This window comes from Acinetobacter sp. ABJ_C5_2 (assembly GCF_044538485.1).
Lineage (GTDB): Bacteria > Pseudomonadota > Gammaproteobacteria > Pseudomonadales > Moraxellaceae > Acinetobacter > Acinetobacter nosocomialis_A.
The window spans coordinates 362,020-385,768 of sequence record NZ_JBIUCS010000002.1 but is presented as its reverse complement, the minus strand read 5'-3'; the positions used below and the strand labels follow the sequence as shown (position 1 = coordinate 385,768).

The window sequence follows — 23,749 nt, the reverse complement described above, 5'->3', positions numbered from 1 at the left end:
CTTCCCGACACACGGAGAAAAAAATTGAAAGACTTGCTCGATATCATGCGTAAGAAAACGGATTCAGATGGTCATGCGCCAGTTGAGTTCGACCGTATCCGTATTGGTCTTGCGTCACCAGAAATGATTAAGTCATGGTCTCATGGTGAAGTTAAAAAGCCTGAGACAATCAACTACCGTACGTTCAAGCCAGAACGTGATGGTTTATTCTGTGCCAAAATCTTTGGTCCAGTAAAAGATTACGAATGCTTGTGTGGTAAATACAAGCGTATGAAATACAAAGGCGTCATTTGTGAAAAATGTGGCGTTGAAGTAACTACAGCGAAAGTTCGTCGTGAACGTATGGGTCACATTGAACTTGCTTCTCCAGTTGCGCATATCTGGTTCTTAAAATCGTTACCTAGCCGTATCGGTTTATTACTTGATATGACACTTCGTGATATCGAACGTGTATTGTATTTCGAATCATACGTTGTTACTGATCCTGGTATGACACCATTCGAAAAGTATCAACTTCTTAACGATGAAGAATACTTTACAGCTTTAGAAGAGCACGGTGACGAGTTCGTTGCGAAAATGGGTGCGGAAGCAGTTCAAGACTTGTTGAAAGACATTGATCTTGAAGCTGAAATTGCACGTTTACGCGAAGAAATTCCTCAAACAACTTCTGAAACGAAGTTGAAAAAGGCGTCTAAACGCTTGAAATTGATGGAAGCTTTCAAAGACTCGAACAACAAGCCAGAATGGATGGTAATGAATGTACTTCCGGTGCTTCCACCAGATTTACGTCCATTAGTTCCACTTGAAGGTGGTCGTTTCGCGACTTCTGACTTGAACGATTTATATCGTCGTGTGATTAACCGTAACAACCGTTTGAAGCGTCTTCTTGACCTTGCAGCGCCAGACATTATCGTACGTAACGAAAAACGTATGTTACAAGAGTCTGTAGATGCATTGCTTGATAACGGTCGTCGTGGTCGTGCAATTACTGGCTCTAACAAACGTCCATTAAAATCTTTGGCAGACATGATCAAAGGTAAACAAGGTCGTTTCCGTCAGAACTTGTTAGGTAAGCGTGTTGACTACTCTGGTCGTTCGGTAATTACTGTAGGTCCTACTTTACGTCTTCACCAATGTGGTCTTCCGAAGAAAATGGCGCTTGAATTATTCAAACCATTTATTTTCGCGAAACTACAAGCTTCAGGTCAGGCAACAACCATTAAAGCTGCGAAGAAAATGGTTGAGCGTGAGACTCCGGAAGTTTGGGACGTTCTTGCATCTGTAATTCGTCAACATCCAGTTATGTTGAACCGTGCGCCAACACTTCACCGTTTAGGTCTTCAAGCATTTGAACCTATTCTTATTGAAGGTAAGGCAATCCGTCTTCACCCACTCGTTTGTGCTGCGTTCAACGCCGACTTCGACGGTGACCAAATGGCGGTACACGTTCCATTGACACTTGAAGCACAGTTAGAAGCTCGTGCATTGATGATGTCAACGAACAACATCTTGTCACCTGCAAACGGTGAGCCAATCATTGTTCCTTCTCAAGACGTTGTCTTGGGTCTTTACTACATCACTCGTGATGCAGTAAATGCGAAAGGTGAAGGCATGGTGTTTGCGGATACTCACGAAGTAAACCGTGCACTTGCAACTGGTCAAGTTGCGATTCATGCGCGTGTTAAAGTGCGTGTGCATCAAACTGTTATCAATGAAAATGGTGAACGTGAACACCAAACTATTATTGTTGATACAACACCAGGTCGTTGCTTACTTTGGGAAGTTGTTCCACAAGGTTTAAGTTTTGACATGATCAACCTTGAGATGACTAAAAAGAACATCTCTAAGTTAATCAACTCTTGTTACCGTAAACTTGGTTTGAAAGATACTGTTATCTTCGCTGACCAGTTAATGTACTTGGGCTTCCGTCAAGCGACTCGTTCAGGTGTATCTGTAGGTATGGAAGACATGCTCATTCCACCTACGAAACACACAATTATTGATAAAGCGGAAACAGAAGTTCGTGAAATCGAACAACAGTTCGAACAAGGTTTCGTAACTGCTGGTGAACGTTATAACAAAGTTGTCGATATCTGGGCGCGTACAAACGACCAAGTTGCGAAAGCGATGATGGATAACTTGTCTTACACTGTTGTTAAAAACAAACAAGGTGAAGACGAGAAGCAAAAATCATTCAACAGCATCTATATGATGTCTGACTCTGGTGCCCGTGGTAGTGCGGCACAGATTCGTCAGCTTGCTGGTATGCGTGGTTTGATGGCAAAACCGGATGGCTCGATTATTGAGACACCGATTAAAGCGAACTTCCGTGAAGGTTTGACAGTACTTCAGTACTTTATTTCAACACACGGTGCGCGTAAAGGTTTGGCCGATACAGCATTAAAAACTGCGAACTCTGGTTACTTGACTCGTCGTCTTGTAGACGTAGCGCAAGATTTAGTAATTACCGAGCCTGACTGTGGTACAGCGGGTGGTTTGGTAATGACTCCATTCATTCAAGGTGGTGATGTCATCGAGCCATTACGTGACCGCGTATTAGGTCGTGTAACTGCTGAAGATGTACGTCGTGCATCTGATGATGAAGTTGTATTACCTCGTGGTACGTTAATTGACGAGAAAATCGCAGCTCAGCTTGAAGAAGCTGGTGTCGATGAAGTTAAAGTACGTTCAGTAATTGCATGTGAATCTACATTCGGTGTATGTGCTCGTTGTTATGGTCGTGACCTTGCACGTGGTCACTTGGTGAACCCAGGTGAATCAGTAGGTGTAATGGCTGCGCAATCAATTGGTGAGCCAGGTACACAGTTAACGATGCGTACGTTCCACGTAGGTGGTGCTGCGAGCCGAACTTCTGCTGCAAACAGTGTTCAAGTACGTAATAAAGGTACTGTACGTTTCCACAACGTGAAAACTGTACAACATGCGAAAGGTCACTTGGTTTCAGTTTCACGTTCAGGTGAAATTGGTATTGCCGATGAGTTAGGTCGTGAGCGTGAGCGTTATAAACTTCCTTACGGTGCAAGCATCTTGTTGAAAGATGGTGAAATCGTTGAGGCAGGTGGTATCGTTGCGACTTGGGATCCGCATACACATCCATTAGTAACAGAAGTTGCTGGTAAAGCACGTTTCAGCCAAATCGCTGATGGTGTAACTGCAACATCGAAAACTGATGATGCAACTGGTATGACAACTGTTGAAATCTTGCCTGTAACAGCACGTCCTGCTTCTGGTAAAGATTTACGTCCAGCAATCGTATTGGATACGGCTGATGGTGGTGAACAGTTCTATTTCTTACCACAAAACACGATTGTTACCGTTCGTGATGGCGAAACAATTGGTGTGGGTGACGTTATTGGTCGTGTACCACAAGAATCTTCACGTACTCGTGATATTACCGGTGGTCTTCCACGTGTTGCTGACTTGTTCGAAGCACGTAAGCCGAAAGAACATGCGATCTTGGCAGAAGTGTCTGGTATCGTAAGCTTTGGTAAAGAGACTAAAGGTAAGAACCGTTTAGTAATTACTCCAGATGACGGTTCTGAAATTTACGAAGAGTTGATTCCAAAATGGCGTCAAATCAACGTGTTTGAAGGTGAACATGTGAACCGTGGTGAAACCATTTCTGATGGTCCACAAAACCCACATGACATCTTACGCTTGAAAGGTGAAGTTGCTTTAACTAACTACATCGTGAACGAAGTTCAAGACGTTTACCGTCTCCAAGGTGTAAAAATCAACGACAAGCACATTGAAGTTATCGTACGTCAAATGTTGCGTAAAGTTGATATCATCGATGGTGGTGATACAAGCTTCATTAAAGGCGAACAAGTGGATTACATCCGCGTTGTTCAAGAGAACCAAGCTGTCTTGGCTCAGAACAAGTTCCCTGCGAAGTTTGAACGTCAATTGATGGGTATTACGAAAGCATCGCTTTCTACTGACTCGTTCATCTCTGCTGCATCGTTCCAGGAAACAACTCGTGTGTTAACTGAAGCTGCTGTAACAGGTAAAGAAGATGATTTACGTGGCTTGAAAGAAAACGTTGTTGTGGGTCGCTTGATTCCAGCTGGTACTGGTCTTGCATACCACTTAGAGCGTCGTCGTCAAGAAGCAGAAGCTGCAGAACATGAGCTTCATAATGACTTCAGCGAAGTAGACCAAGCATTCAGCCAAGCATTAAACTCAGAGCAATTCTAAGTTTAGACTGGCAATAAAAAAGGCACCTCAGGGTGCCTTTTTTATTTATATTCATTTTTAACAATTAAAAGTTGTAATTACATAAACACATTAAAGAGCCATTATTTTATTACTTAAGCGGGATAAAGACTCCACAAAAACACATTAGGCTACCTGCTTATGAAGACTGGAGTAAATCGAATGAAAAAAATGATGATGATTGCAGGTGTGGGTTTGATGTCAACCACGCTATTTGTCGGTTGCCAAAATGCAAGTCCAGAAAGCAAACGTATTGGTTCAGCCGCTATTGGCGGTGGTGCAGGTGGTGCAGTCGGTAAACATGTGGGCGGTAATATTGGTGCAGGCTTAGGGGCGGCACTTGGCGCAGGCGTGGCAGCGAATGCAAAAGGGTCTAGCAGTAAAACTGTACGTAATAGTGCAATTGGTGCCGGTGTTGGTGCTATCTTAGGTGGCGCAATCATTGGTGGTGATTCAGGCGCCGCTGCAGGAGGAGCACTTGGTGGTAGTGCAGGCGCGGCGTATGAAGAGAAAAAAGGGAAATACTAAAATTACCCTTTAAGATATTTAAAAAAGAAGCTCTTATTTAATGAAGAGCTTCTTTTTTTGTTTTCTTAGTAGGTTGAAATTTAAATAATTAACTCTACATAGAGGGCTTTTACAAAATATCAATCGATTGCCACAGTGCGATAACACAAACTGATCAAATTACTCATAAAAGAAGATTATGCTTTGATAAGAGCACAAAGGAGTGAGTACGGTCATGAAAAAAACAATTGGTTTAATTTCTACTTTAATGTTATCTGCATTTATGTTCACTGGTTGTCAGAATATGAGTCCATCTGACCAGCGCATTGGCGCAGCTGCATTAGGCGGTGCTGTTGGTGGTGGAGTTGGTAACCATGTGGGTGGTGGTATAGGTGCGGGTGTCGGTGCAGCAGCAGGTGCTGGTGTAGGTTCAAATAGCCAAGGCGGTAGTAAGCAAACCACGACCAAGAGTGCGATCGGAGCTGGTATCGGTTCTGTGGTAGGTAAAGCAATATTGGGTGGTGACTCTGGTGCTGCAATTGGTGGCGCAATTGGTGGTGGTGCCGGTGCTGCGATTGAAGAAAAGAAATAAAGTTTACTGATATAAAATAAGCGCATTAGAGCGCTTATTTTATTGTTGAAAAGCTTTTGCTTTTTTACGGCGAATGTAGAGGGTCTTTTGCACTTCAGCAATTCTCACGCCCGATTCATCAAAAATATTTAGATGATATGTTCTGAGTACAGGAGCATAGTTTTCAGCGAGTTCTCGAATCTGTTCAATTTCTGCTAAATCAACTCGGATGTCCGCATAAACAGTACTTCGGCCAGGTGATAAAAAATTAATCTCAGCTGCTTTATCCCAGACAATGTATTTTGATCCTAAGTGGTGCATAAGAATCAGCATATAAAATGGATCAACCATCGAGTAAAGACTTCCACCAAAATGAGTACCTACCAGATTTTGATTTTTCCAGGTCAGCGGCATTTTTACCCGAACATGACAAAGTTCTAAGTTCATGACTTCAATATAAATCCCTGCTCCACGATAAGGTGGGTAGTGGTTAAATAAGAATTTAGAAATTGAAGGAATGTTCTGAAGTTTTTTTAAAATAGCCATAATAGTCAATTTTTTTTATTGCAACACTGGTCATACTAGATAAGTATCATCTTTTTTATATTGATGGCAATGCTTTATCCGATTAACGACATGATCGATTGAAAAACAAAATAGGAAATGATTATGCAGCCAAAGATTTATACAGTAACAACAAGTGACCAACAAACGCTTTGTGCCAAGGCTTGGGGCGATGAGAAAAATACTCCATTAGTTTTAGTACATGGTTATCCTGATAATCAGGAAGTATGGGAATCGGTCATTGAGCATTTAATCAATGATTTTTATATTGTTACTTATGATGTCCGTGGAGCGGGCTTATCATCTATTCCTAAACGAATACGAGATTATCGTTTAGAGCGTTTATCTTTAGATTTACAAGAAGTCGTCGATGAAGTACTCCCAAACCGACAGTTCCATATGGCCGCACATGATTGGGGTTCAATTCAATCTTGGGAGTCTGCAACTGAACCTAAATTTAAAGGTCGCTTGTTATCTTACACGACCATCTCTGGTCCTTGTTTAGATCACGCTGCACTGTTCTTAAGAGATAAATTTAAAACAGATCCTGCAAAGATCTTAAAAATATTAACGAAATCATGGTATATCGGTGCGTTCCATTTACCATTAATTGCTCCAACAGTATGGTCTCTGTTTAGTCCAGAAAAATGGGGCAAAATATTAAAAGACTTAGAACGAAAAGATAATTTACCGTTAAATAGTAATATTTCTGCTGACGGTAAGTACGGAATTAATTTATATCGTGCGAATTTTATACCTCGCTTAACAGCGCCTCGCCAGCGTTATGCACAGTGTCCAGTTAAAGCAATAATTTTAAAATACGATACTTTTGTGAGTCCTGAATATATTACGGAAGCAATGCCAAAATGGGTTGAAAACTTTGAGTATGTTGAGCTTGAAGCAAACCATTGGGCGATTCTGAGTCAGGCTGAAAAAGTGGCAGGCCACATTCGTCAGTTTATTGAATCACAAAGTTAATAAATGCCTGTTTAATTTACAAAACTGATAATTTGGCGATATTTTCGGCTTCGTAGATGCGAATCTGATAGAATATCGCCTTTTGTTTTGTTCTGAATTTGTTCATGAATGCTGTTGTTGTGGCGATTGCTGTGATGTTTTTACTCTCACTAGCACGCGTTTCTGTCGTATTGACATTAGTGGTCTCTGCCATTGTTGGTGGTCTTGTTGCGGGTTTAAGTCTTTCTCAAACGGTTGAAGCTTTTAATGCAGGTCTAGGTGATGGTGCCGAAGTTGCTCTCGCTTATGCCGTATTAGGCGCATTTGCACTTGCTCTTTCTAAATCAGGTTTACCCGACCTACTTGCTCATAAGCTTATTGGTCTTTTGGGAATGGAAGCGGGGAAAAGCCGTGAAACCAAAGTAAAATATTTACTCTTAGGTATTTTACTGATTGCTGCCATTTTCTCTCAAAACCTGATACCAGTTCATATTGCATTTATTCCTGTACTTGTACCGCCATTATTACGAGTCATGAACCATTTAAAACTAGATCGCCGCGCAGCAGCTTGTGTTTTGACTTTAGGTTTAGTGGGTACCTATATTTTTCTACCTGTCGGCTTTGGGGCGATTTTCCTTGAACAAATCTTAATGGGAAATATCAACAAAATTGGTGCTGCTTATGGCTTACATGTAGAACGAGGCATGATGCCAATTGGCATGGCAATTCCAGTTCTAGGAATGGTTTTAGGTACTTTGGTTGCGGTGTTTATTAGTTACCGTAAGCCAAGAATTTATGCAGATCGTACCATTACCCCTGTAACCACCATCGATTTAGATAAACCTCTGCGTGTAACAGCGCAAGATGAAACAGCAGATCTAAAAGCAGATGCAGAAGAACTTAAACATGAAGCAGAGCAAGGCCCTGTAATTGCTAAGAAAACAATTTTCATGGCTTTATTGGCGATAGGCCTCACTTTAGTTGCACAGCTTTATTCTGGCTCAATGATTTTGGGTGGTTTAGTAGGCTTTGCAGTTTTGTCTACAGCAGGCATTTTTAAGTGGCAAGATGCAGATGATGTCTTTGTACAAGGCATGCGAATGATGGCTCTAGTCGGTTTTATTATGATCTCCGCTGCGGGTTTCGCATCAGTCATGACGCATACTGGGGATATCAATCAACTGGTAAAAGGTGTGGTTGAAATCATTGGGGATAATCGTGCGCTTGCAGCTTTCTTAATGCTTTGTATTGGTTTATTTGTCACGATTGGTATTGGTTCATCTTTCTCAAGTGTTCCTGTTTTAGCAGTTATTTATGTGCCTTTATGTGTACAGTTTGGTTTCTCGCCATTAGCAACGATTGCGCTGATTGGAACAGCAGCGGCTTTAGGTGATGCAGGGTCTCCAGCTTCCGATTCAACACTAGGGCCTACAGCTGGCTTAGGAGTAGATGGGCAGCATGACCATATTTGGGATACTGTGATTCCAACATTTATCCACTTTAATATTCCTCTACTCGTTTTTGGTTGGATTGCAGCCATGGTTTTATAAGTTTTTATAATATATTGAATTAAAACCTCCTTAATAATTATCTAAAGATAAGCATTAAGGAGGTTTTTTTATGTTATAAATAAAACATGCATTTAAAATAAATTATATTAAAATACTCGGAATTTAAAGTATATTAAAAAGGTTGGTTATATAAAATAATTCTGATTAATTAAGTTGGAATAAAAACCAATTAAAATGGTTGGTTAATATATAATTTTATTTAAAACAGTTATTTAAAAATAAATATAAAAATAATTTTATAATGGGTGTTGCATCAATTTAAAATAAATGTTTATTATAAATATAAATAAGGTTGGAGATATTAAAGTGTTCAAAAAAGCGTTGGTTATTGCATTAATGGGGATGTCTTCATTTACTTTTGCTGGTAATTGGCAAGTAAAATTTGGTGGTAGTGTTATTGCTCCATCTGAAGATACAACAACTGCTTTAGGTGTGGTAAAGGCTGATAATGAATATGCATTTACACCATCAGTTGAATACTTTTTTGGCGAATCTCCTTTTTCGGCAGAATTATTATTAGCAACGCCGGTTAATCATGATGTTTTATTAGATGGTCAGAAAGTAGCGCGTATTAAACAATTACCACCGACAATTACCGCGAAATATCATTTTAAAAACTCGACTCGTTTTACACCGTATATTGGTATCGGGGCGACAGCATTTATTCCTTGGGATGAACAAGGTGTTGCTGATAAAGTAAAAGAAGATTTTGGTGTAGCTGGGCAAGTTGGTTTTAACTTTCAACCTGCTGATGCAAAAAATTGGGGTGTATTTGTAGATGTTCGCTATGCGGATATTAGCCCAGAAGTTACTTTAACAAATGGTGCTAAATTCGACTTGGATATTAACCCGTTTGTTTACACTTTAGGTTATAGCTATAAATTTTAAGCATAATAATAAATAGAAAAAATATAATAACAAACCTAGACTCAGGCACCTCACATAGATTTTATGTGAGGTTTTTTATTTTATTGTTCTCACTAAAAAAAGCATAAAACAGACAGTTTTCTACATATTCTTTCAACCTTTATTTTTAAACTATTTTTTATATATCTTTAAAGGAATAACCTCATGAATAGAAAATTCGCCATAGGCCTAGCACTTTTAAGTGGTATGGCTTTTACTCACAGTGTGCAGGCTGCTAGTTTCTCTTGCGATGCAGCAAAAACCAAGACGGAATTAAGCATTTGTAAAAACCGTTCTTTAAATGATGCAGATGTCAAAATGGCAACGACTTATCAAATTGTTTTACATGCTTTGCCAATGGGTGGTCGTGATAATCAAAAAGATACGCAGCAGCAGTGGTTGAAAAAAAGAAATGCTTGCGCAGCTAATGTAAGTTGTATTTCCAAAGCTTATCAACAGAGACAACAACAGTTGGATTCTATCTTACAAGATAGGGTATTAAGTCACGGTCCATTTTAGTTAAAGAAAAATTTTTTAATATTCAGGATTGAAAAATTCTAGAAGTACTCCATTCATAAAGCATTCGAGAACAAACAAACTTCAAAATTTAAGGAGTGATTTATGAGTGAACAAGCATCACAAAATTATAGTTTCCAAGCAGAAGTAGCCCAGCTTTTACATTTAGTGACGCATTCTCTCTATTCGAACCCTGAAATTTTCTTGCGTGAGCTTATTTCGAATGCATCTGATGCATGTGATAAGTTGCGTTTTGAAGGAATTAATCATCCTGAATATTATGAAAATGATCCGGACTTACATGTACGAATCAGCTTAAATAAAGAAGATAAAACGTTAACGATTTCTGATAACGGTATTGGTTTAAGCCAACAAGAAGCAATTGATAACTTAGGTACCATTGCAAAATCAGGTACTAAAGACTTCATGTCAAAATTGACGGGTGACCAGAAAGCAGATGCTCAGTTGATTGGTCAGTTTGGTGTTGGTTTCTACTCAGGTTTTATTGTTGCCGATAAAATTACGGTGGAATCACGCCGTGCAGGTTTAGATGCTTCTGAAGGGGTGCGTTGGATCAGTGGCGGTACAGGCGAGTTTGAAGTTCAGCAAATTGATAAAGCTTCACGTGGTACTGATATTATTCTTCACTTGCGTGATGACGCGCTTGATTATTTAGAATCTTATAAAGTTAAGCAGATCGTTAATAAATATTCTGACCATATTAGTTTGCCAATTGAAATGCAAAAAGAAGTTTGGCAAGAAGAGGAAGTCGCTGAAGGTGAAGAACCTAAAGGTGGCCAAATGGTCAAAACTGACGAATGGGAAGCGATTAACTCTGCAAGTGCTTTATGGACACGTAACAAAAGTGAAGTGACTGAAGAGCAATATGTTGAGTTTTATAAAAACTTAACGCATGACTTTGAAGCGCCACTGGCTTGGGCTCATAACCGTGTAGAAGGTAGTACGGAATATACCCAGTTACTTTATATTCCAAGTAAAGCTCCTCATGACATTTTTACACGTGAAGCAAAAGCAGGTATTAAGCTGTATGTAAAACGCGTATTCATTATGGATGATGCGGATAATTTAATTCCAAACTACTTACGCTTTGTACAAGGTGTCGTGGACAGCGCCGATTTACCGCTTAATGTGAGCCGTGAGTTGTTGCAAGAAAGCCGTGACGTTAAGACAATTCGTGAAGGTAACGCACGCCGTGTACTCACTTTGCTTGACGGCTTGGCTAAATCAGAAGATGAAAAAGACCAAGAAAAATTCAAGACGTTCTACACTGAGTTTGGTTCAGTGCTTAAAGAAGGCTTGGGTGAAGACTTCGGTAATCGCGAGCGTATTTTAAAATTATTACGTTATGCAACTTCAACAAATGATGAAGTGGTAACTTCTTTTGCAGACTATAAGGCGCGCATGAAAGAAGGCCAAAAAGCCATTTATTACGTTACTGCTGACAGCTTAGCTGCTGCTAAAAACTCTCCACAGCTAGAGTTGTTTAAGAAAAAAGGCATTGAAGTATTATTAATGGCAGAGCGTGTTGATGAGTGGGCAATGAACTTTGTTCATGAGTTTGACGGTACGCCATTAAAGAATGTATCTAAAGGCGCTGTTGATTTAGGTGATTTGCAAGATGCAGAAGAGAAAAAGGCACTTGAGCAAGCAGCTGAACAATTTAAGCCTGTGGTTGAGAAATTAAGTGACTCGTTGAAGGCTAAAACTAAAGAAGTACGTGTAACAACCCGTTTGGTCGATTCTCCTGCGTGTTTAGTAACAAGTGAAGGTGAATTATCACCACAACTTATTCGTATGCTGAAACAAGCTGGGCAAGCTGTACCTGAAATCAAGCCAATTTTAGAAATTAACCCTGAGCATCCTTTGGTGAAAAAACTTGAAGGTTCAGAACAATTTGATGACTTGGCAAACGTGATTTTTGATCAGGCTGTGATTGCAGAAGGTGGTTTACCAGAAGACCCGGCAGCTTATGTGAAGCGTATTAATAGCCTATTGTTGAAATAATTTTTCGATATAAAAAAAGCCTCTGAACTGTCAGGGGCTTTTTTGTGGATAAAGAAAGAGTTATCCACAACTTAATGATTTTTGGTTAAAAATTAGCTTCCAGATTCATTTGTACACTCAATTGATGCTTAGGATCATCATCAATATGATTAAAAAAATTAAGATCATTTTGCATAAAAATCCAATCTCGCCATATAGGCTGACGCCATGAAAGATAGGGTCCCCAACTATTTACCCGCATGTCATTTTTGGTATATACGCCACCACTATAAATACCGTAAGTCAGACTATTATCTTTTACAAACTCAAATTGTTGAAAAGTCCAATTGCCCCAGTTGTATTCTTCATTTTCGCTCTTATTCACATTAAATTTGTTAGCGAACAGGGTGTTGTCTTGCATTTTCTGCGTTAAGTTGAGCGTTGTTTCAGTATAGTTTCGGCTGGTTGAACCGTAACGAAAGACCTGTTCGGTATCTATGCTTATGTTATGTCTTAAATTCCATTTTTTCTTCGCAAGAAATTGTACGTAAACATCACTGTCTGAATTTGAGCCTAAATCAAGATTATTTTCGAAAGGCATCCATGTTGAAATCGTATCCCAGCCTGCGGTAAGTGGATTACTAACTGAAATATGAGGTGTTGAAGCTTTCTTCTTTTTCTTACCTAAGGTTTTATAAGGGTGCTTGGGCTGAGTTGCACGGCTCCATAACGTATCATTTCCAAACACCGCCATCAGATCCTGAATAAGTGCGGCATCTGAATCATTATTTGTTTCTGCTTCACAGGGTGAAGGTGAAAAAGAGAGAGTGTGACTGTTACTTTTTATGAATAGGATGGACGAATGTAGAGATCGTCTTGTAGAGCGTTGATGTTTGAAAGAAGTAGAGAAAAGTTGCGTATGAGGAATTAAAACCAGCATACCTAAACTATAAATACAAAGTAAGGCTTTAGATTTATATTCGAATGAAAAAGAAGAGCATTGATTCATTTTTCTGAAAATCAGGAATCAAAAGTTAGCTCAGTATTGTAAGGGAAAAAGCTTAAATTTTTATTTAAAAGTATTTTATTTTTCACCACCTTGGAGACAGCCTCCAAGGTGATCTGTAACAATTAGAACAGTGCTTCTAAACGTAAGAATGTGCTGACAAAATGGTTACGGTCTTCACGGTGGTCATTAAAGTAATTGACGTCGCCTTGTACAAAGAACCATTCACGAAAGAGTGGCTGACGCCATGATACAAATGGACCCCAACTGTTTAAGCGTAAATCGTTGTCGTTGTAATAGCCACCTGTATAAATACCATAGTTAAAACGGTTGTTTGCAAAGAAACTATGTTCGCGGAAAACTCGGTTTTCCCATGTTAAATCATCATCTTGATCATCGGCATACGTTAAGCTGAACTGGTTCGATAAGATCGGTTGATTTGGACGAGCATGGGTAAGCTCTAGGTTAGTACGTAAATAATTTTCACTATGAATGCCATAGCGATAAATCTCTTCAGCATAAAACTTAAAGTCATTACGGAGTTGCCAATTTCTCGATGCTTTTAAGCGAACATACACGTCGTCTCCAGAACGGATACCTAGGTCGGCATCTGTTTCAAACGGCAGTTTTTTAGAGAAATTTGACCAACGTAATGCGATTGAACTGTTGTCATCTCGTGTTCGTTTAGTATCAAGTTTCTTATTTGAATCCTGATTTGGGTTTTGGTTAATATTGGCTGGACTATTATTAAATTCGTTATCTAAAGAGTCATCACCAAACACCACGCTTAAGCGTTTCTCTAGCGTAGGGAGTTTAATCTTCCCTCGTATTCTGGGTTTGATTTCAAAGTTATCGTACTCATTCCAATAGTTATCAACCATTACACGGATGGTTGCGGTAGCTGGTTTTTGAGGGTCGACTTCACCAAACCAGTTATCAATTTTTTCAGATGTATGATCAGCCCAATTTCGAATTTTCTTTTGCTTACGGTCAAACCAAGTCTGATCTTCGGTTTGCTCGGTGGGTGGAACAATAGGTTGATTGGACTGTTCCGGAAAAATCGTTGGGGTGGCATCAATCCACCTTGGGATTTGATCTAAAAGATTTTCATCTTTATTTTCTTCGGTTTGTACTCCAGATGACGAACCTTTGACTTGCTGAGTTGAAGAAGAGTTTACTTCTGCATGAGCCATGCATACTGAACCAAATCCTAAAGTTACAAGTGCGAAAAGCTGCCGATACGTAATAACGTGAAATGTTTTCATATCTATCTTTTATGTTTTGTTGTTATTGTCACTTTTGTTGATTTTTCTAATAAAATCAAGAGGACGACACAAAAGTTAAGTAAATTTAACTTTTCTTACATATTTGAAATAAGTTAAAAAGTTTAAGCTATTAGCGAGAATTTTTAAGCAAAAAAAATCCCCCAAACTAGGGGGGTTTTAGATCAAGGAAACTTCAAATTCCGATCATTAAACACATAAAAAACAGAACATTACAGCGCGAATATTCTAAGCCACAATCATAAACACATTTTAAACAATTGAATAGTTCTTTTTTTAGAACGCTCTATTGCTAAAACGGTGATAAAACATACGATTTGTTCACACTTTACAATTAAGACTGTTTATCTTGTGGAATATCACATGTTTCATCATTACAAACAGCTGCGTCATCTTGCTCGATTTCTTCAGCATTTGCTTTGAGCTGTGCTTGTTCTAACACTTGTAAAAACACTTCACGAGGCTGTGCACCTGCAAGCGCAATTCTTTGATCAAATACAAAGAATGGTACGCCAGTTACATTGAGCTGCTCGTGCGCAATTTTCTCGTCATGACGAACGAAGTCAGCCAATTCATTCGTATCGAGTACATATTCAACTTCGGCATTATCAAGGCCAATACGAGAAGCAATTTCCTCTACGACTTCACGTTCACCAATCGCTAAACCTTCAGTCATATAAGCATGGAAAAAGGCTTCTTTTGCTTGATTACCTAAACCTTTACTTTGGGCAAGGTGAATAATACGGTGAGCGTTAAAGCTATTGCCTGAGTTGGCTTTTTGCCATTGGAAGTCGATACCTTCAGAGGCAGCCATGGCCGCAATGTTGCGCTCCATTTCTTCCATCTCTTCATAGGTACGGCCATATTTTTTCGCTAAACGCTCAGTATTTGAAGTGTCATGTGTTGCTGGCGCATTCGGATCTAATTCGAAACTATGCCAATGAATATCAAGTTCAATACCAGCTTCAGCCGCGACATGTTCAAGGCGTTTTTTGCCGATGTAACAGAAAGGACAAACTACATCAGACCAGACATCAACACGCATGGGAGAATCTCATAAATTTTAATTACCCATCATAATAGGGATGATGTGCAAGGATTTAAAGCATTGAATAGCGAATAGAGTGTTGCGTATTATGAAATAAATGACATATAAAGAAGTAAGAGCTCTATTTTATAACTATAAAGAGCAAAACTATAAGAATGGAAATAGGAGGTGTGTATGCGCCGAATTTTGATTGCAATTGCAGGTCTGGTGGTGATTGCAGGTATTGTCTTTTTTTCCTATCAACATATCAAACAGCAACAAGCTAAAGACAGTAGCGAAATGTTCGATGTCGTGATGAATGAAAAAATGAGTGAACTTTATGAGCAAGCTCAAGATTGGTCTAAACCTGTACAACTCGATATTCATGATAAACGGCTTGCAGGACACTATAAGCAAGTCTCAGAGTTTCTTTTAAGTTATTGGGTTCAAAACGTAAATGCCCGCAATGAATATTTAAGAGAACTAAAAGCTGCAAAGTGGGATACTTTTTTAAATGTTGACCGTTTGGACCTTGATAAAAAACAAAAATATGCTGAAACAGAAAAGATGTTGGCGGATGTTCGAAAAGCTTCAGATAAATATCAATCTGAATATGAATCAATTCATAAGACTTTTCTCGCTAAAATTCAGGAATTATCTGTTGATGCAGATACGAGACAACTACTTGAAATGAAATTGGGAACTCAGCAAAAGGCTGATCAGGATCATGCAATTTTTGTGATTGAGCTACAAATTTTAGATGACGCAGAGGAAATGTTTAAACTTCTAAAAAATTATTCGTGGCAAAAGAAAGATCATATGATTCTTTTTCATGAAAATGCTCAAGTTAAAAAATTTAACGAGCTTTACCAGCATGTTTTAAAGCTTAATGCAAAAATTGAAAGTATTAAGAAAAAGAACGTGGCTGCTTTAGAAAATGAGCTAGAAGAATAATTGCAGTATGAGCATCAACTACTATGTATTGGTGCTCTCAGCTTTGCCTTTTATCAAGAAAGATTGTAATAAACTTTGAGAAGTTTGTAGTTTGTTTAACTGCTCAGAGACATGCATCAGTTCTGTTTGTAGCTTTTCTTGAACAATAGGGCAGAGCGTAAATACCCTTTCATCTAAATCAAAACATGGTAATAACACCTGAATGTCTTTTAGAGTCATACCTGCATCATTTAATATTTTAATTTTCCTAATATTTTCAACATCTTTTTGGGTATAACTTCGATAGTTATTGCTTGCGCGGTGCGGTTGTATTAGGCCTAAACTTTCATAATAACGCAGCATACGCGGACTGACTTTTGTAAGCTCGGCGACTTTAGCGAGGTTCATAAAATAGGCTTGACCTTAACAGTGGTGTCATAGTTTAGCATGTTTTTATCTTTCAAAATGGTACTTGTTCAATGATCAGAAAACTCATTTTATTGGTGTTATTCGGATGGATGTCATTTGTTGCAAATGCCAAAACACTGGAACATCAGGAGAAGAACATGCGTCAAATATTTGTACTTCACGGTTATTCGGCTTCTATACATGATCACTGGTTCTTGGACCTAAAACATCAAATAGAAGAAGAAAATACCTCTGTTACTTTAATACCATTTCCAGATTCTGAGCATCCCAATGTAGATGCTTGGCAGAAGGTTTTAGATGAACAGATACCAGAGGTTAATGAAAATACTTATTTTGTGGCACATAGTTTGGGTGTCATTACCTTACTGCACTTTTTGCAAAGACATGGTTATCAACATATTGGAGGAATGATTTTAGTATCTGGATTCTCTGGACCAATTGCAGATTCTTCACCCCTCACAGCTTATATAACAAAGAGCAAAGTCGACACCAATTACTTTAAGGGTATAAACAAAAAGCTGGTGTATTTGTCTGATAATGATGATTTAGTTCCACCAAAACTGACGATTCAATTGGCTAAGGATATTGATGCACCGTACATTACTGTTCCTAATGGCGGACATTTTTTAGGTCGGGAAGGTTATACGTCATTTCCACAATTAGTCGATTCTTTAAAAAAAATGTTAAATGATTAATAAAAAATCCCCGCATTGAGTGGGGATTTTTTATCTTTACTGAAAGTTTGTAATTTTTATTCGTAATCTATTAAGGCTGGTAAATGATACCCATAACTTTCGCAGGTAAAGCGATAATATCGAAAGTTAAGGTAAACGGAAGCAGTGGTAAACTTGCTAGCTTCTCTTTAGTTGATAAGGGCACTTTTCCGCTTTTATCGTGAAGATATTGGATTCTAACGTGATATGGCTTAGATAAAGGGGTTATTGTTTTAAGATTGTTTACAGGAGGATAAACAGTTCCTTTAAGATTTAACTCAAATTTATGTAGTTCTAATGTCTTTTCATAGTCACATGGAACTACACCATATTTTTTAAATAAAGCTGCTTCTTTCTCGTTCAATTTCCTATTAGGTGGGGTGTAAGAAAATCTAATATGTCCGTAAAAACGGTTACTATTCGAAGCTGGAGCATTAAAATCTAGCTCATTACTGATTTGAATATATTGTGGATTTAATTGACTAATTAGTTGAACGAAATCATTACCGCCTTCACTAATAACATAACTATATTTTTTCCCGGCGATGACAATACTGTCTTCTGGCTCATTAGGGAGCGATACTGATGGTTTACCAAATGCAATTACATCATCTTCAATTAAAGTGATCCATTCATATCCTGAGTCATGTTTTGTAAATAGCTCTCGCGTGTTTTCACCAATAATCCGATTACGCGCACAACCAGTGAGAAAGAGACTGACTAGTAAACAGCTTATAAGAATATTCTGATTTAATATTTTAAAGTTCATTATTTCTGTTGAATTCAATGGATTTATAAGAGGCTGACTATAGACAAAAAATCGTAATATTTAAATCTGACAATACGATATGACTTAGCCATATTCAGATTTATTTCTAAAATCTTTTATAGACTTCTTTTTAATGATTTTAAAAATCTAATGTTATTTACCATTTAACCGTTTATCTGAGCCTTACTGAATCCAGATACAGTTTGTTGTAGCCTATTTATAGAGACCTTTATTTGAATCTTCATCTTTTGATTGAAATAGGATGACTGATTTTTTGGAGCTAGTTATGAACTTTCTAAAACAATCAGCTTTAATCGCTGCATTTGCTTTTATGGGTTTACCAACTGTTCAGGCAGAAGAAGTAACGACTTTACCCACTATTCGCGTTATGGCTGAATCTGAGCTACGTGATGAGGTGGGCTTTGTGCCGTTTCAAGAAGATAAGAAGGTACGCCAAGCACTACAACACCATGAATATAAAATACATAATGATATACAGAATGCTTTAGTCCCAGAAGGGATGACGACCATAGATTATCAGCCCGTTATGGCGCAGCCTGATCTCTCACAACTTTCTCCATTTTTACGAGAATATATTCTAGCCGTAGCGGGTGGGATCCAGTCTTCTGACCCAACCAATGGTCTTTTTGAAATGTTAAAGCCGCTGAACATTAACCGAAGTAATGTTGATGCTTATCGTGATGGTACGATGAAAGTAAATCTTAATGACATTATAAATTTACAACAGCAAATTCAAGACGGTTTAAAAGGCCGATAAAATAAAAATCCCCGCATTGAGCGGGGATTTTTCTATCTAGGTGTTAATTAAACACGTTCGATAATCGTTGCAATACCTTGACCAAGGCCAATACACATAGTCGCAAGACCAATTTGAGTATCTTGTTGTTCCATTACGTTTAACAACGTAGTGGTGATACGTGCACCAGAACAGCCTAGTGGGTGACCCAAAGCAATCGCACCACCATTTAAGTTAATGATGTCTTGCTTGTCATAAACGCCTAAGCCTTTCATTACTGATAAGCCTTGAGCAGCAAATGCTTCGTTTAATTCGATAGTTTGAATATCGGCCATCGTTAAACCAGCACGTTTAAGCGCTTTTTGAGTTGCTGGAACTGGACCATAACCCATGATTGCTGCGTCACAGCCTGCGACTGCCATAGAGCGAATTACAGCACGTGGTTTTAAACCTAATGCTTGAGCACGTTCAGCAGACATAAGTAACATTGCAGAAGCACCGTCAGAAAGAGCAGAAGAAGTTGCTGCTGTTACTGAACCACCTTTAGGGTCAAATACAGGTTTTAATGCTTTGAACGCTTCAAGGTTCGCATCTGGGCGAATAACTTCGTCAATGTCACAAAGGATTTTAAAGCCATTTGCATCGTGGCCTTCAACACCAACGATTTCATTTTTGAAACGACCTTCTTGAGTTGCAGCCCAAGCACGGCGATGAGATTCAACACCAAACGCATCTTGTTCTTCACGCGTAATGCCGTTCATGCGACCTAACATTTCAGCAGTTAAGCCCATCATGTTAGATGCTTTCGCATAGTGTTTAGAAGCTTCTGGGTTTAAGTCGATGCCGTGCATCATCCCTACATGGCCCATGTGCTCTACACCACCAATAATGAAAATATCACCTTGGTTAGTTGCAATTTGTGCTGCCGCAGTGTGGATTGCCTGCATAGACGAACCACAAAGACGGTTCACTGTTTGACCAGCAACAGTTTTAGGCAAGTCAGCCAATAAACCGATGTTACGACCAATGTTCATACCTTGTTCTAGAGTCTGGTTTACACAGCCCCAAATCAGATCTTCAACTTCATTTACATCAAACTGGTTACGGGCAACGAGCGCACGTACAAGTTCAGCAGATAAACTGTCGGCACGTACATTACGGAACATACCGTTTTTAGATTTGCCCATGGCAGAACGAACGCCATCAACAATCACAACGTCACGTGGATTTAAAGTAGCCATTCACGTCGCTCCTTAACCGTAGAATTTTTTGTTGTTAGCAGCCATGTCGCGCAACATTTGCGGCGCTTCATAAGCCTTACCTAAGTGTGCATATTTGTTGCAAAGTGCAACGTATTCAGCAACACCTGTTTGGTCGATGTAACGGCATGGACCACCACGGAATGGAGGGAAACCTACACCCATAATCATCGCCATGTCTGCTTCAGATGCAGTTGCTACAATCTTGTCTTCTAAGCAACGAACTGTTTCGTTACAGAAAGCAAGCATCATACGGTCAATGATTTCTTGGTTATCAAATTCGCGTTTTTCGCCAGTTACGAACGGAGCAATCACTTCATACGCTGTTGGATCAACAGTTTTTGCTTTCTTGCCTTTCTTGTCGAGTTCGTATTTGTAGAAACCTACGTCATTTTTTTGACCAAGACGCTTCGCTTCATACATTGCTTGGATTGCACCTTTGTAGTCTGGCTTCATACGGTCAGGGAAACCTTCCGCCATGACTTCTGCACCATGCACACCTGTATCAATACCAACAACGTCGATGAGGTAAGCAGGACCCATTGGCCAACCAAACTTAGACATTACATTGTCAATTTGCTGGAAATCTGCGCCGTCTTTTACAAGAAGGTCAAATGCACCGAAGTAAGGGAACAATACACGGTTAACCAAGAACCCTGGGCAGTCATTTACAACGATTGGTGTTTTACCCATTTTTTGAGCAAGAACGACTGTTGTTGCAATTGCTTCTTCAGAAGTTTTTTCACCACGAATAACTTCTACAAGCGGCATCATGTGAACTGGGTTGAAGAAGTGCATACCAACGAAGTTTTCAGGACGTTGTAATGCTTTTGCCAAACGTGTAATTGAAATTGTAGAAGTGTTAGAAGCAATGATCGTATTTTCACGAACATTTTTCTCAGTTTCTGCAAGTACGATTTCTTTAACTTTTGGATTTTCAGTTACCGCTTCGATCACGATATCAACTTCTTTAAACTCATCGTAGCTTAAAGTAGGACGGATACGAGCAAGTGTTTCCCCCATTTGCGCAGGTTTCATTTTCTTGCGCTCAACTTGTTTAGTTAACAAGCTGTTTGCTTCTGACATACCTAGTGCAAGTTGCGGGTTACCAATATCCTTCATGATAATTGGTGTGCCTTTGCTTGCCGCTTGGTAAGCAATACCGCCACCCATAATACCAGCGCCAAGTACAGCCGCTTGATTTACAGGGTGAGCACCTTTTTCATGTTGTTTAGATGCTTTTTTCACAACTTGGTCATTGATGAATAAACCAATCAATGCACCAGCTTGTGGAGTAATTGCTGCTTTAGCAAAGCCTTCAGCTTCAACTTTTAATGCTTCATCACGTGCAAGGCTTGCACCAGCTTGTAATGAATCAAGTAATAATTTTGGAGCAGGGTATTGAGCTGGGTTTGCTTTAGCAAGTACAGCGCCTTTTGCTGTGTTGAACGCCATCATTTGTTCAAGCGGGTTCAATTTTACAGCATCAAGTTTTTCTTGGCGTTTTGCTTTCCAGTTTAAACGACCAGAAATTGCTTGTTTAACCAAGTCAGTTGCAGCATCAAGTAATTTATCAGCAGCTACAACCGCATCTACAGCACCATCTTTAAGCGCAGCAGCTGGTTTTTTAGGAGCAGCCATTGCCATCCATTCAACCGCGTTATCGATACCAATAACTCGGCTTAAACGAACACTACCACCGAAACCAGGGTAAATACCGAGTTTGATTTCTGGTAAGCCCACTTGTGCAGCTTCTGACATCACGCGATAGTCACACACTAAACACATTTCAAAACCACCACCTAAAGCCATGCCATTAATAGCAGCAACTTTTGGAAGGTCTAAATCTTCAAAGCTATTGAAGATTTCGTGAACAGGCATAAGCCAGTCAACAATCGCTTTTTCGCCTTGGGCGAAGTTTTCGCCAAATTCGGTAATATCTGCCCCAACAATAAATGTAGATTTGCCAGAAGTTACGACTAAGCCTTTAATATCGTTAGTGGCTTTTACTGCTGCGATAGCAGCTTTGAAATCTTCAATTGTTGCACGGTTAAATTTATTGACCGACTCACCTTGTAAGTCAAAGCGGAATTCTGCAATTCCGTCCGCAAGCATTTGGACGGTAATGGCATTGCCAGCGTGGATCATGCCTGATCTCCTTAGTTTTGGAGGATTTCTAAGTTGATGTTATGAAGCGTGTGTACAGCTCCGGTACACATTTATGCTTCGCTAATCTTACGATAACTATATCTAAAAAGAAGCCAACAAGTTGTATCAAGCCGTGACGCAAGGGTCATCAATTGTCTGAAAATTATTTTTTTTAATTTATTTATATGAAAAATATGTTTTTTTATTGGGAGTAATAGCTTGATAAGCGAGGGTCAAAGAGCAAAAAGAGGAAGTAGTAAATAATTAAATTAATCATAAAAGAACAGTGAAAAAATACAGATTTCAGTGGGGAAAGCGCATGCATGAAAAAAATAATAAAGACGGTTGAATAGCCTTGGTTTTTTGAACTGCTAATGGAAATTAATATACTTTGTGAATTATTAGACAGAAAGGGTTGTCTATTTTTTTATCTTTGGATAAACTTTGTGTTATAAAAATGTTAGACAAAGTAATATTATGTTAAAAAATAAGTTTATGATTTTAGCCATCTTACCAATGATGTTGAGTGCGTGTGGCGGTGGTGGTTCTAGTGATAATAATTCCGTAAATAACGATCAAAGTAGTGCATCACAAGATTCTACAGCGAATGGAAGTCGTTACTATTTTATGGATTACAATGCGAATGAAACAGACGCATTAAATATTTCTTATTTTGAAATATTCAATAAAAAATCAACAGATGGATCTTCTAATCAAGCTTTAGGTGAGTACTTGCTCACAGAGAAAAAACTCTATTTGCCAACTGATAGAGCGATTAATGTGATGAATATTAATTCGCTAACGGATTGGACACTGGATCTTATTGGTGATGTTAAAGAGGATTGGAAACTAGAGAGAGTTAATCTTTCTGGTCAGAATATGTTTGACGCTGTTTTACCGGGTTATCGAGCAGTAGGCTTTCCAGTAAATGATGCAAGTACAACTAATGGACGTATATTTCTTAATACTTATGGACAGAATAAATTTCCTGACGGAAGTAGTTGCTATCGTTTAATTTCAAAAAAATCTAATCAAGAGTCTTTTGCATTCAATGTCGGTCAAGATTATGAAATTAACCAGAGTTTTGACGAGTTCGATGCTGACAATGCTTCGTACCTTAATTATTTGAATCAAACTAATCCATTCGGCTTTACTTATAAAGCAGTTAAAGGAACATGGCAAACAGTTCAGTGGACTACAATTTATGATACTAGTCTAGGTTTTGCTGCGAGCGATAGTGTTGCGGTGCAATATCAAGGTAAGCCATACACAGCAAGTTATACAAGTAATATTGGTTGGACTGCTGATCAAGAAGTTAAGCATTGGGAAACATACCTAAAAAATGCCAATGATCCCCAACGCATCCGTTTTGCTCAGTTAAGAATTGCACAATTGAAATCAGGTTGTTATGTCTATAATGAAACTGCTGCAAACGCACTTGTTTCTCTGAATGCGTTAAATTGGAAACCTTATCAAAATTAATTTAAAATCTGAGTTTAAGAAATCTCAAGAATAAATGTTCTTGAGATTTTTTTTTGATAAAAATAATAGTTACTCATATGAGTCTGAATTTTCTTCGAGAGTTTGTTATTA

The 23,749-nt window shown here is 38.8% G+C and carries 20 protein-coding genes; 12 read left to right on the top strand and 8 right to left on the bottom strand.

Annotated features, from left to right (window positions below; genetic code table 11):
• Positions 1-24 precede the first annotated feature (24 nt).
• The 3 genes from rpoC (at position 25) to ACH8JV_RS04455 (ending at position 5,335) form a co-directional block, all read left to right on the top strand.
• Entirely contained in the window at positions 25-4,218 is a 4,194-nt protein-coding gene (gene rpoC / locus ACH8JV_RS04465; protein ID WP_311070310.1) for a DNA-directed RNA polymerase subunit beta', read from the top strand.
• 180 nt (positions 4,219-4,398) lie between these two features.
• The gene (locus ACH8JV_RS04460) at positions 4,399-4,764 is read left to right on the top strand and encodes a DNA transfer protein p32 (RefSeq protein ID WP_263612769.1); all 366 of its coding nucleotides are present in this window, start codon (positions 4,399-4,401) and stop codon (positions 4,762-4,764) included.
• A gap of 214 nt (positions 4,765-4,978) precedes the next feature.
• Positions 4,979-5,335, top strand: coding sequence for a DNA transfer protein p32 (locus ACH8JV_RS04455; protein WP_311087016.1), 357 nt, complete (start codon positions 4,979-4,981; stop codon positions 5,333-5,335).
• 39 nt (positions 5,336-5,374) lie between these two features.
• On the opposite strand, the gene ACH8JV_RS04450 is transcribed toward ACH8JV_RS04455, so the two are convergent.
• Positions 5,375-5,860: a DUF4442 domain-containing protein gene (locus tag ACH8JV_RS04450; RefSeq protein ID WP_263612771.1), complete on the bottom strand. Its 486-nt coding sequence runs from the start codon at positions 5,858-5,860 to the stop codon at positions 5,375-5,377.
• A gap of 117 nt (positions 5,861-5,977) precedes the next feature.
• On the opposite strand from ACH8JV_RS04450, the gene ACH8JV_RS04445 reads away from it, so the two are divergent.
• The 5 genes from ACH8JV_RS04445 to htpG all read left to right on the top strand — a co-directional run bounded on the left by ACH8JV_RS04445 (position 5,978) and on the right by htpG (position 11,853).
• Complete coding sequence (locus ACH8JV_RS04445) at positions 5,978-6,856, top strand: alpha/beta fold hydrolase (protein WP_396480243.1); 879 nt, start codon at positions 5,978-5,980, stop codon at positions 6,854-6,856.
• A gap of 104 nt (positions 6,857-6,960) precedes the next feature.
• Positions 6,961-8,385 carry a Na+/H+ antiporter family protein gene (locus ACH8JV_RS04440; RefSeq protein WP_396519917.1) on the top strand — a complete coding sequence of 475 codons (1,425 nt, stop codon included), beginning with the start codon at positions 6,961-6,963 and terminating at the stop codon, positions 8,383-8,385.
• 327 nt (positions 8,386-8,712) lie between these two features.
• Positions 8,713-9,294: an OmpW family outer membrane protein gene (locus ACH8JV_RS04435; protein WP_263612774.1), complete on the top strand. Its 582-nt coding sequence runs from the start codon at positions 8,713-8,715 to the stop codon at positions 9,292-9,294.
• Between the two features lie 183 nt (positions 9,295-9,477).
• The gene (locus ACH8JV_RS04430; protein WP_396519915.1) at positions 9,478-9,831 is read left to right on the top strand and encodes a lysozyme inhibitor LprI family protein; all 354 of its coding nucleotides are present in this window, start codon (positions 9,478-9,480) and stop codon (positions 9,829-9,831) included.
• A 102-nt stretch (positions 9,832-9,933) separates the two neighbouring features.
• A complete protein-coding gene (htpG, locus tag ACH8JV_RS04425; protein ID WP_004710874.1) occupies positions 9,934-11,853 on the top strand; it encodes a molecular chaperone HtpG in 1,920 nt (639 codons plus the stop codon).
• Positions 11,854-11,938: 85 nt separating this feature from the next.
• Here the strand turns inward: htpG and ACH8JV_RS04420 are convergent, their stop codons facing one another.
• The 3 genes from ACH8JV_RS04420 to ACH8JV_RS04410 form a co-directional block, all read right to left on the bottom strand.
• The gene (locus ACH8JV_RS04420; protein WP_396519913.1) at positions 11,939-12,841 is read right to left on the bottom strand and encodes a selenocysteine synthase; all 903 of its coding nucleotides are present in this window, start codon (positions 12,839-12,841) and stop codon (positions 11,939-11,941) included.
• A 122-nt stretch (positions 12,842-12,963) separates the two neighbouring features.
• Positions 12,964-14,103, bottom strand: a complete 1,140-nt coding sequence (locus ACH8JV_RS04415; protein WP_396480253.1) for a hypothetical protein — start codon at positions 14,101-14,103, stop codon at positions 12,964-12,966.
• A 352-nt stretch (positions 14,104-14,455) separates the two neighbouring features.
• Complete coding sequence (locus tag ACH8JV_RS04410) at positions 14,456-15,166, bottom strand: DsbA family oxidoreductase (RefSeq protein WP_263612779.1); 711 nt, start codon at positions 15,164-15,166, stop codon at positions 14,456-14,458.
• Positions 15,167-15,343: 177 nt separating this feature from the next.
• Here ACH8JV_RS04410 and ACH8JV_RS04405 point away from each other — a divergent pair, with 177 nt between their 5' ends.
• Positions 15,344-16,102: a hypothetical protein gene (locus ACH8JV_RS04405; protein ID WP_396519911.1), complete on the top strand. Its 759-nt coding sequence runs from the start codon at positions 15,344-15,346 to the stop codon at positions 16,100-16,102.
• A 21-nt stretch (positions 16,103-16,123) separates the two neighbouring features.
• Here the strand turns inward: ACH8JV_RS04405 and ACH8JV_RS04400 are convergent, their stop codons facing one another.
• A complete protein-coding gene (locus tag ACH8JV_RS04400) occupies positions 16,124-16,489 on the bottom strand; it encodes a MerR family transcriptional regulator (protein WP_396519909.1) in 366 nt (121 codons plus the stop codon).
• A gap of 71 nt (positions 16,490-16,560) precedes the next feature.
• On the opposite strand from ACH8JV_RS04400, the gene ACH8JV_RS04395 reads away from it, so the two are divergent.
• Positions 16,561-17,205: an RBBP9/YdeN family alpha/beta hydrolase gene (locus ACH8JV_RS04395; protein ID WP_396519907.1), complete on the top strand. Its 645-nt coding sequence runs from the start codon at positions 16,561-16,563 to the stop codon at positions 17,203-17,205.
• A gap of 70 nt (positions 17,206-17,275) precedes the next feature.
• Here the strand turns inward: ACH8JV_RS04395 and ACH8JV_RS04390 are convergent, their stop codons facing one another.
• Entirely contained in the window at positions 17,276-17,992 is a 717-nt protein-coding gene (locus tag ACH8JV_RS04390) for a hypothetical protein (protein ID WP_348900972.1), read from the bottom strand.
• 286 nt (positions 17,993-18,278) lie between these two features.
• Here ACH8JV_RS04390 and ACH8JV_RS04385 point away from each other — a divergent pair, with 286 nt between their 5' ends.
• Positions 18,279-18,770 (top strand): hypothetical protein, encoded by a 492-nt coding sequence (locus ACH8JV_RS04385; protein ID WP_396519904.1) that lies wholly within the window; start codon positions 18,279-18,281, stop codon positions 18,768-18,770.
• Positions 18,771-18,817: 47 nt separating this feature from the next.
• On the opposite strand, the gene fadA is transcribed toward ACH8JV_RS04385, so the two are convergent.
• Positions 18,818-19,990: an acetyl-CoA C-acyltransferase FadA gene (gene fadA / locus ACH8JV_RS04380; protein ID WP_019456791.1), complete on the bottom strand. Its 1,173-nt coding sequence runs from the start codon at positions 19,988-19,990 to the stop codon at positions 18,818-18,820.
• A gap of 12 nt (positions 19,991-20,002) precedes the next feature.
• Entirely contained in the window at positions 20,003-22,156 is a 2,154-nt protein-coding gene (fadB, locus tag ACH8JV_RS04375) for a fatty acid oxidation complex subunit alpha FadB (protein WP_396519902.1), read from the bottom strand.
• Positions 22,157-22,633: 477 nt separating this feature from the next.
• Here fadB and ACH8JV_RS04370 point away from each other — a divergent pair, with 477 nt between their 5' ends.
• The gene (locus ACH8JV_RS04370) at positions 22,634-23,638 is read left to right on the top strand and encodes a hypothetical protein (RefSeq protein ID WP_396519900.1); all 1,005 of its coding nucleotides are present in this window, start codon (positions 22,634-22,636) and stop codon (positions 23,636-23,638) included.
• The last annotated feature ends 111 nt before the right edge of the window (positions 23,639-23,749 follow it).

Bases quoted from the DNA above. Each gene is read 5' to 3' on its own strand.
- ACH8JV_RS04410 (WP_263612779.1), bottom strand. From the start codon at position 15,166: ATGCGTGTTGATGTCTGGTCTGATGTAGTTTGTCCTTTCTGTTACATC.
- ACH8JV_RS04370 (WP_396519900.1), top strand. From the start codon at position 22,634: ATGTTAAAAAATAAGTTTATGATTTTAGCCATCTTACCAATGATGTTG.
- htpG (WP_004710874.1), top strand. From the start codon at position 9,934: ATGAGTGAACAAGCATCACAAAATTATAGTTTCCAAGCAGAAGTAGCC.
- fadA (WP_019456791.1), bottom strand. From the start codon at position 19,990: ATGGCTACTTTAAATCCACGTGACGTTGTGATTGTTGATGGCGTTCGT.
- ACH8JV_RS04430 (WP_396519915.1), top strand. From the start codon at position 9,478: ATGAATAGAAAATTCGCCATAGGCCTAGCACTTTTAAGTGGTATGGCT.
- ACH8JV_RS04385 (WP_396519904.1), top strand. From the start codon at position 18,279: ATGAACTTTCTAAAACAATCAGCTTTAATCGCTGCATTTGCTTTTATG.
- ACH8JV_RS04445 (WP_396480243.1), top strand. From the start codon at position 5,978: ATGATTATGCAGCCAAAGATTTATACAGTAACAACAAGTGACCAACAA.
- ACH8JV_RS04395 (WP_396519907.1), top strand. From the start codon at position 16,561: ATGATCAGAAAACTCATTTTATTGGTGTTATTCGGATGGATGTCATTT.
- ACH8JV_RS04460 (WP_263612769.1), top strand. From the start codon at position 4,399: ATGAAAAAAATGATGATGATTGCAGGTGTGGGTTTGATGTCAACCACG.
- ACH8JV_RS04455 (WP_311087016.1), top strand. From the start codon at position 4,979: ATGAAAAAAACAATTGGTTTAATTTCTACTTTAATGTTATCTGCATTT.
- ACH8JV_RS04405 (WP_396519911.1), top strand. From the start codon at position 15,344: ATGCGCCGAATTTTGATTGCAATTGCAGGTCTGGTGGTGATTGCAGGT.
- ACH8JV_RS04450 (WP_263612771.1), bottom strand. From the start codon at position 5,860: ATGGCTATTTTAAAAAAACTTCAGAACATTCCTTCAATTTCTAAATTC.
- fadB (WP_396519902.1), bottom strand. From the start codon at position 22,156: ATGATCCACGCTGGCAATGCCATTACCGTCCAAATGCTTGCGGACGGA.
- ACH8JV_RS04415 (WP_396480253.1), bottom strand. From the start codon at position 14,103: ATGAAAACATTTCACGTTATTACGTATCGGCAGCTTTTCGCACTTGTA.
- ACH8JV_RS04390 (WP_348900972.1), bottom strand. From the start codon at position 17,992: ATGAACTTTAAAATATTAAATCAGAATATTCTTATAAGCTGTTTACTA.
- ACH8JV_RS04420 (WP_396519913.1), bottom strand. From the start codon at position 12,841: ATGAATCAATGCTCTTCTTTTTCATTCGAATATAAATCTAAAGCCTTA.
- ACH8JV_RS04440 (WP_396519917.1), top strand. From the start codon at position 6,961: ATGAATGCTGTTGTTGTGGCGATTGCTGTGATGTTTTTACTCTCACTA.
- ACH8JV_RS04400 (WP_396519909.1), bottom strand. From the start codon at position 16,489: ATGAACCTCGCTAAAGTCGCCGAGCTTACAAAAGTCAGTCCGCGTATG.